Raw genomic sequence first — 13,983 nt, 5'->3', positions numbered from 1 at the left:
TGTCGAATGTTTCGCTTGACCTATTTTCTGTGTGACTAGTTGATGAAGAGACTCTTCGCGTCCATGCTGTTGCTCGCGGTCATCGGCTGCTCCGGGCGTCCATCCTCGCTGCAGATCGACTTGGCGCCTTCACAAATGGCGAGCGACGCACTCGAAGCCTACGACGCCAACTCCGACGGTAAACTGGACGGGAGCGAACTGGATGCCGTGCCGGCCATCAAGAAGAATGTCCAGCTATACGACACCGACAGCGACGGCGCTGTGAGCGAGGATGAGCTCCAAGCCCGCTTTGCAGCTTGGGAGAACGCCGACGCCGCGTTCCGGCGACTTGACGTTAAACTCACCGTCGATGGACGGCCGTTGCCGAATGCCACGATTACCTTTGAGCCCGAAGTTTATATGACCGATTGGGTCAAACCAGCTACTGGCACTACCGGAAAGTCGGGGATGGCGAAAATGAGCGTAGCGCCTGAAGATTTGCCTGCCGAAGTCAAGGAAAGAGGCTTAAATTTGAAAGGCGTCTACGTCGGCGCTTACCGGGTGAAGGTCGAGCATCCCAGCAGCAAACTGCCCGCCGACGTCCGCAGCGGTGCGGCCATTGGCGAAGACACTTCGAGGGACGCCCTCGACGTATCGACGCAGATCAATATCAGCACGCGTCCTTAGGTGTGCTCGTTGCGATACTGCGAAGGCGTCGCCCCGGTTTGCCGGAGGAACAGCCGGTTGAAGTGCGATAGGTTGTTGAAGCCACAGCGTATCGCTATCTCGCTGATGGGCCACGATTCCTCCACCAGCATCCGCCGCGCGTGGTCGATGCGGACTCCGTTGAGAAAGCCGACTGGCGTGTGGCCCGTGTACTGTTTGAAGTGGCGGCACAGCGTTGCTCGGCTGATATTGACCGCTTCGCACAGGTCCTCAATCGTCAGGTCTTCGTGAAAGTGCTCGATTACCAGGCCGATGGCCTTGGACACCGCATGCGAATGAGGCGTCTCGCTATGAAGCGTGAATGGCTTCTCGCACAGTAGTTGGTAGCTCGAAGGATCGAGCGCGTTGAGATCGCAAAACAGCTCCAGCAACATCGTCAGCCGTGCCAGACCAGTGCTCTTTTCCATCCGCTGCATCTGCTCGCCGACCCGAATGGCCAATTCCGGATCGAATAGAATTCCGCGCGTGGAGACCGCCAAGAGTTCATCCAACTGCCGCAGTTCCGGAAACACCCGCCGCGCTTCGTGCGACTCGAGATCGACCTGCACCGAGTAGCCGCGCGACTCTTCCAGGCCACTCCAATAGTGCGGCACGTTCGCCCCTACCAACACCAATTCCGGCGCCCGAATATTGCCGATGTGATCTCCAATGAACCGAGAGCCGGTGCCTTCGCCGATGAACGTCAACTCGGCCACGGTATGGGCGTGCCAATGCTTGCCAGAACCAACAAACGGCACATGCGTGGCGTCGGCCAAGCAGACCTCCACGTCGTTCAAGCTTCCCTGCCATCGCAGCAAACGGAACGACTCGTGAGGCGGCGGCTCAATATGCTCACGGTACACGGTCATACCACAAAAAACAGAATTGAGCCGCAATTGGCCAGAATCTGATCCGATAGTATTATCCGCAGGTGTTTTCCTGTAGTTCCCTATCGCCATTTCCAGCTCCCTGTTGCCGGTGTTCCAACCGCGAACCTCACCCCCAGGGTGCTGTCTTTTGTGCGTTGAGGCCAGTATTCTCAGCATCAAGCAAAAGACCTTTGCGAGGCCCGCACCACGCCAGGTGTTGGGCCTTTTCTCGTACGACATCGTGGTAAGCCCAATGCTCCTGACCATCTCCACGACTCACCAGTCGGCGACCGACCTCGGGTACTTGCTGCATAAGCACCCCGACCGGTGCCAGACGTTCCCCCTGTCGTTCGGCAAGGCTCACGTGTTCTATCCGGAGGCGAACGAACAGGCGTGCGCCTGTTGTTTGCTGCTCGACGTCGATCCCGTTGGGCTGGTGCGCGGCAAGGGCAACTGGAAGGATGGGCTGCTCGACCAGTACGTCAACGACCGGCCGTTCGTGGCGTCGTCGCTGTTGAGCGTGGCCATCTCGCAGGTGTTTGGGTCGGCGCTTTCGGGCAAGTCGAAAGACCGGGCGGAGCTGGTTGATGTCGAGATTCCGCTCACCGCCCGCATCGACGTGCTACCTGTGCGCGGTGGCCCCAACTCGTCGGCCACGGAGATGTTGGAGCGGATGTTCGGCCCGCTCGGCTACACGATCAACGCCAAGCGTCATCCGCTGGACGAAGAATTCCCCGAGTGGGGTGAGAGTCCGTACTACTCGGTCGAGTTAGAGCAGTCGACGACCATCGCCCGGCTGTTGCAGCACCTCTATGTGTTGATTCCCGTGTTCGACGGTAAGAAGCACTACTACTTCGGGGCGGACGAAGTGGAGAAATTGCTCTCCAAAGGGGAGTCGTGGCTTGGCGACCACCCCGAGCGCGCGACCATCACCCGACGATACCTCTCGAAACGCCAGAGCCTGGTCCGGCAAGCCCTCGCGCGACTGGTGGAGGAGGAAGCAACCGCACCGGACGACGAGCAGGCGACAGACGAGGCATCCACTCCACAGGCCGAACGCGAACTGAGCCTGCACGAACAGCGGTTGGGGGCCGTGATGGCCGCTATTCGCTCCTCGGGCGCGAAACGCGTGGTCGACCTCGGCTGTGGCGAAGGCAAACTGCTCCGTGAATTGCTGGCTGATAGTCAGTTCACTGAAATTCTCGGCATGGATGTGTCGGTCCGCTCGCTCGAGATCGCCCATCGACGGCTGAAACTCGACCGTCTGCCTGAGCGGCAGCGGGAGCGAATCCGACTGGTGCACGGTGCGCTGACCTACCGCGACGAGCGACTGGCGAACTTCGACGCGGCCGCGGTTGTCGAAGTCATTGAGCACCTCGACCCGCCCCGCCTGGCGGCCTTCGAGCGTGTGGTGTTCCAGCACGCTAAGCCGCGGACCGTGGTGCTCACCACTCCGAATCGCGAGTACAACGTGGTTTGGGAATCACTCCCCGTCGGCGAAATGCGCCACAGCGACCACCGCTTCGAGTGGACGCGAGCGGAGTTCGAAGAATGGGCGGGCGGAGTGGCCGAGCGGTTTGGGTATCGTGTGCGGTACCTGCCGGTGGGGCCAGAGGAAGCGGAGGTGGGAGCGCCGTCGCAGATGGCGGTGTTTGAGTTGCAGAATGGGTGAGCGAGAATTGGGACGCTGAGACGATGTGGCAGCGAATTGGACATTGCGACGATTGGCGATGCGGTGAACGTTTCTGGCACGCCGGATTGTCTGAGGACGGCGCCAAATGCCTCATCGCTGAGTATGACGACAATATTTACAGTGTTTGGGACATCCAGCATGGCGATGTAGTTTGGACAGACGATGGGACCGATGGCAATTCGCCGCTCGCTGCCTTGCAGGATTGGATGGATTCAAACGGAGTAGTAGAAATTGAGGGAGGGCCTGCAGCTGGTCGGTATCACATCTTTGGCTTGGAGTACAACCACCCCAGAACGCAATCGACCATCCTAGACCAAGAGCTAAGGGTCAGTGTTGAGGATGCGATGCTGTTGGTGCAGAGAACTTCCACCGGCGAGAAGGTCAGCGAGCTAGCATTTGAGGCCTTCTCGGGTGATTGGGCGTTCGCCTCTTTTTCAGAGAATGACGCCACCATTGCCGTGCTCGAACCGTACAACGTCACTTTCTTCGGACGGTCGTGTGAAACGTGATCTTTGGTCACAACCGCCCATCGATCGCAACTACTTGGTGCTAGGCAAGAGAACTGTCAGAAAACGTGATTCGGGACGTTGCAGAATGAGCTGGGTAAGAGACGCACTAGCTGCATTGGAGAAGGGCGACGTCGCCGACGTGCGGCCGCAAGGTGGCTCTATGCGTGGCAGGATTGAGAGTGGCCAACTTGTGACGATAGCCCCAGTGAGGGAACGGATAGTTCAAGTTGACGACATCGTGTTTCTCCGATGGAAGGGAAACTACCTGGTGCACATCGTCAAAGACATCGCAGAAGGCCAAGTGCTCATCGGAAACAACTTGGGCAAAATCAATGGGTGGGCTCCAATTGACGACGTCCTTGGCATTGTCACAGAGGTCCGTGACGATAAATCGCAGTAGACTCGAATACTGGAACTCAGCTGCTCGCAGTGGACAACTCAAAGCTAGATGTGTGAATCCGAACAACGTGCGCTATTGATCCTCGATCTCGATGAGTGCCTCATCCACGGATCGGAGACTGTTTTGCACCGGAAGCCGGATTTCCAAGTTGGGCCTTACCATGTTTATCAACGACCAGGGCTGGCGGAGTTTTTGGCTGGTGTTGCGGATTCGTTTGAGCTAGCCGTGTGGTCTTCGGCTTCGAGCGGCTACGTCGAGCGAATCGCGGCAGAGATCCGCCCGGTTGGGATCGACTGGAACTTCGTGTGGTCCTGCCGACGCTGCACTCCGCGGATGGATCACGAGACAATGGAGACGGTGTTTATCAAGGACCTCAAGAAAGTGAAGCGGCTCGGATTCTCGCTCGATCGAGTCCTGTTCGTCGACGACACTCCTGCCAAGCTGGCGCGCAACTACGGTAACGCGGTCTATATTCAACCGTTCGAGGGCAATGACCAAGACAAAGAGTTGTCGATATTGCTAAAGTACTTGCGGTCACTCGCGGACAAAACCGATTTCAGAAAGTTGGAGAAGCGTGGATGGCGAAGCCACGTTGCCGAATAGAGAATGACATCCACCCACAACAGCCCGAGCCTCATCTACTCCGTAGGTACCCAGGTCGTTGCCCTCAAGGCGGTGCAGGCGTCCGATGGGAAGGCCGTGCACCCGGCCGGCGCGGTGGGGGTGGTGGTGCGCTCGCCGCGGGATCGGAATCACTCGTACCGGATTCGCTTTCCCGACGGGTTCGAGGCGCCATTGCATCATCACCAGTTGATGCTGCTTGCCCAATGGAAAGAGATGCCAGCAGGCCAGGGCTCTAGCGGCGATTCCAATCCCGCTCTCTCGACGTATGGGCTGTTCGACCGCGTGATCTATCGCTGTGTGGTGGGTTCGCGGGCGTTCGGGCTCGATACCGAGGAGTCCGACACCGACCGCCGCGGCATTTACCTGCCGCCTGCCGAGTTGCACTGGTCGCTGTACGGTGTGCCGGAGCAACTGGAGAACGAAGGCTCCGAAGAGTGCTATTGGGAGTTGCAGAAGTTTCTGGTCATGGCCTTGAAGGGCAACCCGAACATCCTGGAGTGCTTATACACGCCATTGGTGGAGTACGCGACGCCGTTGGCCGACGAGCTGCTCGCCATGCGCGACGCGTTCCTCTCGCGGCTGGTGTACCAAACGTACAACGGCTACGTGATGAGCCAGTTCAAACGCATGCAAGCCGACCTCCGCAATCAGGGCCGTATCAAACCCAAACACGTGATGCACTTGATCCGGCTGCTGTTGTCGGGCATCCACGTGCTGCGCGAAGGCTTCGTGCCGGTCGACGTGGGCGAGCACCGCGAGCGACTGTTTGCGATCAAGAACGAAGAGATGCCTTGGGACGAGATCGAGTCGTGGCGAAAGGAGCTGCACAAGCAGTTCGATCGATCACTCGACGAATCGAAACTGCCGGAGCGGCCGGACTATGAGCGGGCGAACGAGTTCTTGGTGCGGGCGCGGCGGCTGGCCGTAGGGGAGGAATTGCCGTGAATGACAAACCGAAGCCATCGTTCGCGTTCGGCGAAGCAGTAGAGGTGGTCGTCAATGAACGTAATCGAACGCCTCACCGTGGTCGAATCCGTGACATTGTTTGGCACTACAAAGATCAAAAGTACAACTACTATTTGAGCGCAGGCGGCAAGGAAGTGTCAAAGCGATACTCGGAGGAAGATCTGGTCCGCATTGGAATTGACACGACTTTTGTCGAGTGCAGTTCAAGTCATGTCCCAATGGGATTGCTGATGGAACAGACTCGATCCCATGCCTACCCGTTGCTGTTCGCCACGATCAGCGGTGCGCACCTGTATGGTTTCCCGTCGGCCGACTCCGACTTCGACCTGCGAGGCGTGCATCTGCTGCCGCTTAAGCAAGTAGTGGCACTAGATCTTGGTGAAGAGACCGTCGAAAGAGAGGGCGTGCACGACGGGTTGGAGATCGACCTCGTGACGCACGACGCGAAAAAGTTCTTCACGCTGATGCTCAAGAAGAATGGCTACGTGCTGGAGCAGTTGCTCTCGCCGCTGGTCGTGCATACCACGCCGGAGCATGAGGAACTGAAGGCGATCGCGCCGAAGTGCATCACTCGGCACCACGCCCATCATTACCTCGGCTTTGCGGCGACCCAATGGAAGCTGTTTGGCAAAGACAGTCCCCCACGCGTCAAGCCGCTGTTGTACGTCTACCGCGTCCTGCTGACCGGCATCCACCTGATGCGCACCGGAGAGATAGAAGCAAACTTGCTAACGCTCAACGAGTCGGTCAAACTGCCGTACATTCACGAACTGGTGGAGCGGAAGCTCGCGGGCCCCGAGAAGGGAACGCTGGATGCAGCGGACGTTGAGTTCCACCAGCGGGAGTACCAGCGGCTGGTCAAAGAGCTGGAAACCGCGATGAAAAAGTCGACGTTGCCGGACCAGGCGACTGGCAAGGCGGCGCTAAATGATCTGCTGGTGCGGCTGCGAGTAACGGCGGGTTAGAGTGACGCATGGAAGCCATCATCCTCATCGGCCTTCAAGCGTCCGGAAAGTCCACCTTCTGCCGGCAGCGCCTGTTCGACACGCATGTCCGGATTAACCTCGACATGTTGCGGACTCGGCATCGCGAGATGCTGCTCATCGCCGCGTGCCACGACGCGAAGCAGGCCTATGTCGTCGATAACACGAACCCCACACGGGAAGATCGTGTCCGAACCATCCAGGGGGCGAAGGCGGCTGGTTTTCGCGTGGTCGGCTACTACTTTGCATCGAAGCTGGAAGACTGTACGACGCGGAATAGTCAACGTTCCCCGCAGCAGGTGATCCCTCTGAAAGGCCTGCTAGGAACCTATGGAAGACTCCAATTGCCAGAGTGGGAAGAGGGGTTCGACGAGTTGTACTACGTGTCGATTGGCGACACCGGCGAGTTTGTAGTAAGCGAGTGGGCGAATGAAGTTTGACGAACTCGACAGCAAGATACGCGTCTTCGAGACAGCCCACGACTATTGCGTGTTGCCAGGTATCTACATGGTCGCCCGGCTTGATGGGAGGAGCTTCACGCGATTGACCAAAGAGGTACACGATTTCGAATCCCCGTTCGACGAGCGGTTTCGCAACGCCATGGTCCAAGCGGTCGAGCACTTGATGAACTGTGGGTTCAGGGTGACCTATGGCTACACCCAGAGCGACGAAATCTCGCTGCTGCTCGACCGCAACGAAAACACGTTTGGTCGGAAGACGCGCAAGATGAACTCCGTGCTCGCCGGCGAGGCCAGCGCCAAGTTCTCGCTGTTGCTCGGCGGAGTGGCTTGCTTCGACTGCCGATTCTCTCAGTTGCCCACCAAGGGTGACGTGGTAGACTACTTCCGCTGGCGTAGCGAAGATGCCCACCGCAACGCGCTAAACGCCCACTGCTATTGGGCGCTCCGCAAGGAAGGACAGGACGCGCACCACGCAAACGAGGCGTTGATGAAGCTCTCGGTTGCCGACAAGAACGAGCTGCTCTTCCAGCGGGGCGTCAACTTCAACGATTTGCCAAGCTGGCGAAAACGAGGCATCGGTGTCGTCTGGGAAAGACACGAGAAGGAAGCGGTGAACCAAAAGACCGGGCAACCCGTCACAACCACGCGCCGGCGGCTGAAGCCGGTGTTCGATCTGCCGATGCGGGATGAGTACAGCGATTTCGTCGCCAGTTTGATCGAGGAGGGGAAGCAAGTTGCCTGAACTGTCGATCCCCAACCTGTCCCTCGTCGTCCTGATCGGCCCCAGCGGCTCCGGCAAGAGCACTTTCGCGCGCCGGCATTTCTTGCCGACCGAAGTGCTGTCGAGCGACTATTGCCGGGGGCTGGTGAGCGACGACGAAAACAGCCAGGCGGCCACCAACGATGCATTCGAGGTGCTGCACTACATTGCCGCGAAGCGGTTGGCGGCAAGGCGGCTTACCGTGGTCGATGCGACCAACGTCCAGCGGGAGGCTCGGGCGCCGTTGGTGTCGCTGGCCAAAAAGTACCACACGCTGCCGGTGGCGATCGTGTTCAACCTACACGAGGACATCTGCCAGGAGCGAAACCGTGATCGGACCGACCGCGACTTCGGGCCTCATGTGATCCGCAGTCAGCGATCGCAACTGCGACGCTCGATCAATGGGCTGCGGCGTGAGGGATTCCGGCACATTTTCGTGCTCGACTCGCCGGCAGACGTCGACGCGGCAACCATCGAGCGGACTCCACTGTGGAACGACAAGCGCGACGAGCACGGCCCGTTCGACTTCATTGGCGACGTGCATGGCTGCTGCGACGAGTTGGAGGAGTTGCTGGACCAACTCGGCTATCAAGAGAGCATCATCTCAGCTGGGCAGTTCGTCTGGGGCGAGAAGAGCTACACTCACCTCGAGGGCCGCAAGGCGGTGTTTGTTGGTGACCTGGTGGATCGAGGGCCGCGAGTTCTCGACACGGTGAGCATTGTGCGAAACATGGTGTGGCAGGGATCGGCCCTCTGCGTGCCTGGAAACCACGACATGAAGTTGCTTCGGAAACTCCGCGGACGCAACGTGCAAGTCACGCATGGCTTGGCCGAGACGCTTGCCGAGATCGACGCGGTGCCGGACAAGCATCGGGAAGCGTTTACGAAGCAGCTGGCTGACTTTCTCGACGGGCTCGTGAGTCACTATGTGCTCGACGATGGCAAAATCGTTGTCGCCCACGCCGGCATGAAGGAGTCGATGCAGGGACGTGGGTCGGGCAAGGTTCGCGACTTTGCGCTGTACGGTGAAACGACCGGGGAGACCGACGAGTTTGGCCTGCCGGTCCGTTACCCGTGGGCAGCCGAGTACCGCGGCGACGCCATGGTGGTGTACGGCCACACGCCGGTGCCCGAGCCCGACTGGCTGAACAAGACGATCAACATCGACACCGGCTGTGTGTTCGGCGGCGCACTCACGGCATTGCGGTATCCGGAACTGGAAACCGTTTCGGTCAAGGCGAAGCAAACCTACTGCGAGCCTGCACGCCCGTTCCTCGATGAGGATCAGAAGTCGCCGTCGCTCTCCACGCAACACGAGCACGACGACCTGTTGGACTTGGCCGACGTGACCGGTAAACGCATCGTTTCGACGCGGTTGCGGCAGAACGTGACTATTCGCGAAGAGAACGCCACGGCGGCGCTGGAGGTAATGAGCCGCTTCGCTGCGAATCCGAAGTGGTTGGTGTACCTGCCGCCGACGATGTCGCCATCGGAAACTAGCACCAAAGAGGGGTTTCTCGAACACCCGGAAGAAGCGTTCGCTTACTTCCGCAGCCAGGGCGTGCCCGGCGTGGTGTGCGAAGAGAAGCACATGGGATCGCGGGCGGTGGTCGTGGTGTGCCGCGACGAGAAGGCCGCGGCAAAGCGTTTTGGTGTGGATGGTGAAGCGGGCGTCATCACCACACGCACCGGGCGACGCTTCTTCAACCAAGCAGCGCTCGAAGTCGCAATGCTCCGGCGTGTGCGCGACGCGCTCACTGCGAGTGGCTTCTGGGAGGACTTTGCCACTGAGTGGGTGGTTCTCGACTGCGAACTGATGCCCTGGTCGGCCAAGGCCCAGGAATTGCTGAAGTTGCAATATGCTGCGGTTGGATCCGCGGCGCGCGGAGCTCTGCCGGCGGTACTCGAGTCGCTTGGTACTGCCGCTGCGCGCCTGAGTGGAGAGGAGTCGGACCTTGTCGAGGGACTCCAGGAAGACTTTGCCCAACGCGGGCGAGCGGCACAGAAGTTTGTGGACGCCTACCGGCAGTATTGTTGGTCGGTCGAGTCGATTGACGATTTCAAGCTGGCACCGTTCCACGTGCTGGCCACCGAAGGCCGCGTGCACGTGCAGCAGAACCACGAATGGCACATGCAGACACTCTCTAAGGTCTGCGATCAGGACGCGCAGGTGCTGCTCGCGACGCCTTATCGCTCGGTCGATGTGACAGATCCGGACCAAGTCGCCGCGGCGACGGAGTGGTGGATCGAACTCACGGAGCGGGGCGGGGAAGGGATGGTCGTCAAGCCGCTCGACTTCATCGCGAAGGGGAAGAAGGGGCTATTGCAGCCCGCTGTGAAGTGCCGCGGGCGGGAGTACCTGCGCATCATCTATGGACCCGACTATACGAGCGATAGGAACCTCACGCGATTGCGAAAGCGGGGTCTGGGCGCGAAGCGTTCGCTCGCGCTGCGCGAGTTCGCCCTCGGCATCGAAGCGTTAGAGCGATTCGTGCGTCGCGAGCCACTCCGTCGCGTGCACGAATGCGTGTTCGGAGTGCTGGCTTTGGAAAGCGAACCGGTCGATCCGCGGTTGTAAGCTGCGCCAGAGTACAGCAGGACCTCTACGAGTGGTCTAACCATTACGGTCAAGGACCAAAGTAGCAATCAGGTAACCCTTGCATTAGAATCAGAATGACGAAAGGCGGCACCGACTCCATGCCGCCTGAATTGGTACTCTGCAAGGTCCTCGACATCTGGCTAGGGCGTCGGTGTCCTCTCTTGGTCCTTGCTCTTGGGAAAGGTAGCCATGGCTGTCAATTGGCGAGATGCAGGTGCTCAAACAGCGGGGCGAGGTCGAAGTGAACTGCGACGTCGCGCAAACTTCTTGCTGGGCGTTGCGCTAGTAGTGATATTGGTTGGCTTGGCGGCAGAATGTCACTGCCTGGCTGCGGATCGACCCAACGTGTTGTTCATCATTTCTGACGACTTGAACACGTCGCTTGGTTGTTACGGGCATGCGGAGGTCGAAACGCCCAATCTGGATCAACTTGCCGAGCGTGGAGTGCGTTTCGCTCACGCGTATTGTCAGTACCCGCTGTGCGGCCCAAGTCGCAATTCGATGCTAACGGGGCTTTATCCGGCGAGCACAGGGATATTGCAGAACAGCCAGATCTTCCGCCAGACCATTCCCCGTCACCATAGCTTGCCACAGGCGTTTCGATTGTCGGGCTATTTCGTGGGGCGGATCGGCAAACTCTACCACTACAACGTTCCCAACTCGATTGGCACCGATGGTCACGACGACCCGGCTTCGTGGGAGCTGGAACTCAACCCGATCGGGTACGACCGCACGGTCGACCCCGACGAGATCTTCTCGCTCCGACCCGGCAAGTTTGGGGCGACGCTAAGCTGGTACGCATCCCCGCGCAGCGACGAGCACCTGACCGACGGAATGATTGCCGACCAGGCCGACTGGGTCTTCGAGCGGTGCGCCCAACGTCCGGAACGCCCGTTCTTCCTTGCGGTAGGTTTCTTTCGTCCTCACACTCCGTACATCTCACCGCAGTCGTATTTCGATCAGTATCCGCTGTCGTCCGTCGAACTGCGACAGGATCCCAACGAGGATGAGTCGGACATCCCTCCTATTGCGCTGCAGTGCCGCCACAAGGAAGAGCTAGCGATGTCCGATGATTTGAAGCGCGAAGCAACACGGGCCTACTACGCGAGCGTGTCGTTCATGGACGCACAGGTCGGGCACGTGTTGGATTCACTCGACCGCCATGGATTGACGGAGAATACGATTGTGGTGTTCACCAGCGACCATGGTTATCATCTTGGCGAGCATCGGCTATGGCAGAAACGGAGTCTGTTTGAAGAGAGTGCCGGAGTGCCACTGATCATCTCCGCGCCCGGCATCGCGAAAGCCGGCTCGGTCGCCAACACACCCGTAGGCCTAATAGACCTCTACCCCACTTTGGCCCAACTGTGCGGCGTCTCGACGCCAGACAATTTGCAGGGGCAGGATCTGGCCCCGATCCTGGGCGACCCCAACGCGGAAGGCCGGGGATGGGCGCTCACGTGTGTGAATCGTCCTAACGGAAGTAAAACAAGATTTGGTTACTCACTCCGGACGCAGCGTTGGCGCTACACCGAGTGGATCGACGGCAACGAGGGTCGCGAACTTTATGACCATCAGCAGGATCCCAGGGAGCAGAACAACCTGGCGAGCGATCCTGAATACTCCGATACGGTCGCGCAACTCTCCGGCACACTCCATCAAGCAATCAAGACGACCTTCCCCCCATCGGGAAAGACCCCTGAAGTGCGCCCCGGAAACTGGGCGCCTTCGCTCATCCCTTGATCGGTGATGCGTACAGGATCACGCAACCTATTTGCGTCGCATGCGAAACCCTGCTGCTGCAGCAATGCCCAGTAAGCAGAGGGTCACGGTCGCCGGTTCCGGTACGGCCGGGTTGACGACTTCTCTCCACGTCGTGGCAATTCGCACTTCGTCGACATCCATGCCCATGTTGAAGTTGCCGAAAGTAATACGCACTCTTTCCAGGCTGCGGCCAGAGCCGACCGTTTGAGAGACATCAAAGCCAGTGATCGGGTCCGCGTTAGGGACGACATCGCCTTCGCCGTACACCCACAGGCTCAATACGTCGTCGACCGAGTTGCTGGCTTCCATCTTTGCGACCAGCAAGTAAGTCTCGCCCGGTACGACGTCCCTGGTGCCGTATTCTGTGGCTGCAGTGGAGATGCCCACAAAGAACTTCTCGTTGCTGCCGAGGCCGAAACGAGCCCCAACGCCACTGCCGCCGTTGTCGATGCTGACGGTGATATGTTCAGAAGCGGAAGAGGCGGTGCCTGTTTTCCGAACCAGTGCGCTCATGTAGGTCACGGCATCACGGTTCCAGCCAATCATGTCCTGGTCGTCAGACTCGTTGATATCGCGGATGACCTCACCGCTGCCGGAAGTGGCGGTACCGTCTTCACCAGGCAACAGGCCAGAGAGTCGGCCACCTTTCTCGGAACCAGCGCCCGGTGACCCAGAGGGGTACATTAGGCTGCCGCTGGTGTAGTCGAACACGGCGTCAAAGTCGCCATCGCCATCCGACCACTCCCCGGAGAAACCTACCCCGCCTGCGCGGCCGGCAATGTCGACCCCCAGGCCATCGCTATCGTAGTCGAATCCATCGTAGGCAATGATGGTTGCTGAGCTAGAAGAAGCGAAACAAAGAACACCCAATATCCCAAGGAAGAGAACGGTCCGGCTCATAGCAGTAGCACTCCTGTTGTCGAATCGAGTTGTCGCGAAGAGGCACCCAGGCACAGCCATCGCTGTGCCCATCCCCCTATGGCCTCGCAATGGCGAGACAACGACCTGAGTCAGTGAAAAGGGACATCTACTGGCGGCGCGCAGACGTGCGTCAGCGCGCCAATCTCCCCCAGCAGAAGTAACGGGCAGTGGGGGCGAGAATTGATACCAGGAATCTTCAGATTCATGAAAAAAAACCGCTGCAGACGGAAACCCGCAAGCGGTTGCAGGGGATGTATCCCGGCGCATTGGCTCTTGTGAATACATTCAAACCGAGCCAGCTACATGCCCATGACAACGGGCGAGCAAGCCGAAGATCGCCCAGCTCAGAGCCCACGAACACGTTCCCCGACCTGTTGCCGTTGAGGGCCTCTTCGTCGTCACCCAGGTTGTTTCGCCACAAGGTTCACTGTGCCGTTGTTGCAATCGCCAGGAAACCCAGCGGGGAACGCCTCGACGACACCGAACAGGGCAACATGTCCCGATCTGTCGCTATCGGAATCAGGTCAAAACCAAGTGTCGATCTCATGAGCTTGCTCCAGAAATGTTCTAGATCCCATACGAATGCCCGCCGGCCGCACCACAAAGCGAGGCCGGCGAGCCAAATACAAGTGTGGCTTATGTCGCTAAGCCGGATAAGTCATAATTCCTACGTGGGAAAGGCTTTAGCCAAGCGAAGTGGACAGGAGAAAAGAGAACTCGTGGAGTTTCTCAGTTGTATGCGAGCAAGTC

Annotated in this window: 13 protein-coding genes; 11 read left to right on the top strand and 2 right to left on the bottom strand. The window is 59.1% G+C overall.

The window, feature by feature from the left end; genetic code table 11:
- The first annotated feature begins 42 nt into the window (after positions 1-42).
- Positions 43-666, top strand: a complete 624-nt coding sequence (locus ACQK2L_RS30280; RefSeq protein ID WP_425400794.1) for a hypothetical protein — start codon at positions 43-45, stop codon at positions 664-666.
- On the opposite strand, the gene ACQK2L_RS30275 is transcribed toward ACQK2L_RS30280, so the two are convergent.
- Complete coding sequence (locus ACQK2L_RS30275; RefSeq protein ID WP_425400793.1) at positions 663-1,553, bottom strand: helix-turn-helix domain-containing protein; 891 nt, start codon at positions 1,551-1,553, stop codon at positions 663-665. The two genes, ACQK2L_RS30280 and ACQK2L_RS30275, sit on opposite strands and share 4 nt — an antisense overlap.
- 253 nt (positions 1,554-1,806) lie before the next feature.
- Here ACQK2L_RS30275 and ACQK2L_RS30270 point away from each other — a divergent pair, with 253 nt between their 5' ends.
- From ACQK2L_RS30270 to ACQK2L_RS30225, 10 genes are all read left to right on the top strand, one after another.
- The gene (locus ACQK2L_RS30270; protein WP_425400792.1) at positions 1,807-3,225 is read left to right on the top strand and encodes a 3' terminal RNA ribose 2'-O-methyltransferase Hen1; all 1,419 of its coding nucleotides are present in this window, start codon (positions 1,807-1,809) and stop codon (positions 3,223-3,225) included.
- Positions 3,226-3,248: 23 nt separating this feature from the next.
- Positions 3,249-3,755, top strand: a complete 507-nt coding sequence (locus ACQK2L_RS30265; protein WP_425400791.1) for a hypothetical protein — start codon at positions 3,249-3,251, stop codon at positions 3,753-3,755.
- Positions 3,756-3,840: 85 nt separating this feature from the next.
- On the top strand, positions 3,841-4,155 hold the full coding sequence (locus tag ACQK2L_RS30260) for a hypothetical protein (RefSeq protein ID WP_425400790.1): 315 nt from the start codon (positions 3,841-3,843) through the stop codon (positions 4,153-4,155).
- Positions 4,156-4,203: 48 nt separating this feature from the next.
- Positions 4,204-4,758, top strand: a complete 555-nt coding sequence (locus ACQK2L_RS30255) for an NIF family HAD-type phosphatase (RefSeq protein WP_425400789.1) — start codon at positions 4,204-4,206, stop codon at positions 4,756-4,758.
- 3 nt (positions 4,759-4,761) lie between these two features.
- The gene (locus tag ACQK2L_RS30250) at positions 4,762-5,724 is read left to right on the top strand and encodes a nucleotidyltransferase domain-containing protein (protein ID WP_425400788.1); all 963 of its coding nucleotides are present in this window, start codon (positions 4,762-4,764) and stop codon (positions 5,722-5,724) included.
- Between the two features lie 239 nt (positions 5,725-5,963).
- Positions 5,964-6,710: a nucleotidyltransferase domain-containing protein gene (locus ACQK2L_RS30245; protein WP_425401136.1), complete on the top strand. Its 747-nt coding sequence runs from the start codon at positions 5,964-5,966 to the stop codon at positions 6,708-6,710.
- 8 nt (positions 6,711-6,718) lie between these two features.
- Positions 6,719-7,168 (top strand): AAA family ATPase, encoded by a 450-nt coding sequence (locus ACQK2L_RS30240; RefSeq protein ID WP_425400787.1) that lies wholly within the window; start codon positions 6,719-6,721, stop codon positions 7,166-7,168.
- Complete coding sequence (locus tag ACQK2L_RS30235) at positions 7,158-7,931, top strand: tRNA(His) guanylyltransferase Thg1 family protein (protein WP_425400786.1); 774 nt, start codon at positions 7,158-7,160, stop codon at positions 7,929-7,931. Before ACQK2L_RS30240 ends, ACQK2L_RS30235 begins: the two co-directional genes overlap by 11 nt.
- On the top strand, positions 7,924-10,527 hold the full coding sequence (locus ACQK2L_RS30230; protein WP_425400785.1) for a polynucleotide kinase-phosphatase: 2,604 nt from the start codon (positions 7,924-7,926) through the stop codon (positions 10,525-10,527). The genes ACQK2L_RS30235 and ACQK2L_RS30230 overlap by 8 nt, the downstream gene beginning before the upstream one ends.
- 210 nt (positions 10,528-10,737) lie before the next feature.
- Positions 10,738-12,291: a sulfatase gene (locus ACQK2L_RS30225; RefSeq protein WP_425400784.1), complete on the top strand. Its 1,554-nt coding sequence runs from the start codon at positions 10,738-10,740 to the stop codon at positions 12,289-12,291.
- Positions 12,292-12,318: 27 nt separating this feature from the next.
- Here the strand turns inward: ACQK2L_RS30225 and ACQK2L_RS30220 are convergent, their stop codons facing one another.
- Positions 12,319-13,212, bottom strand: coding sequence for a PEP-CTERM sorting domain-containing protein (locus tag ACQK2L_RS30220; RefSeq protein ID WP_425400783.1), 894 nt, complete (start codon positions 13,210-13,212; stop codon positions 12,319-12,321).
- Positions 13,213-13,983: the final 771 nt, after the last annotated feature.

Source organism: Aeoliella sp. (assembly GCF_965227375.1).
Taxonomy (GTDB): Bacteria; Planctomycetota; Planctomycetia; order Pirellulales; family Lacipirellulaceae; genus Aeoliella.
Note: the sequence above shows the minus strand (reverse complement) of the source record. Positions and strands in the feature narration are given on the sequence as shown.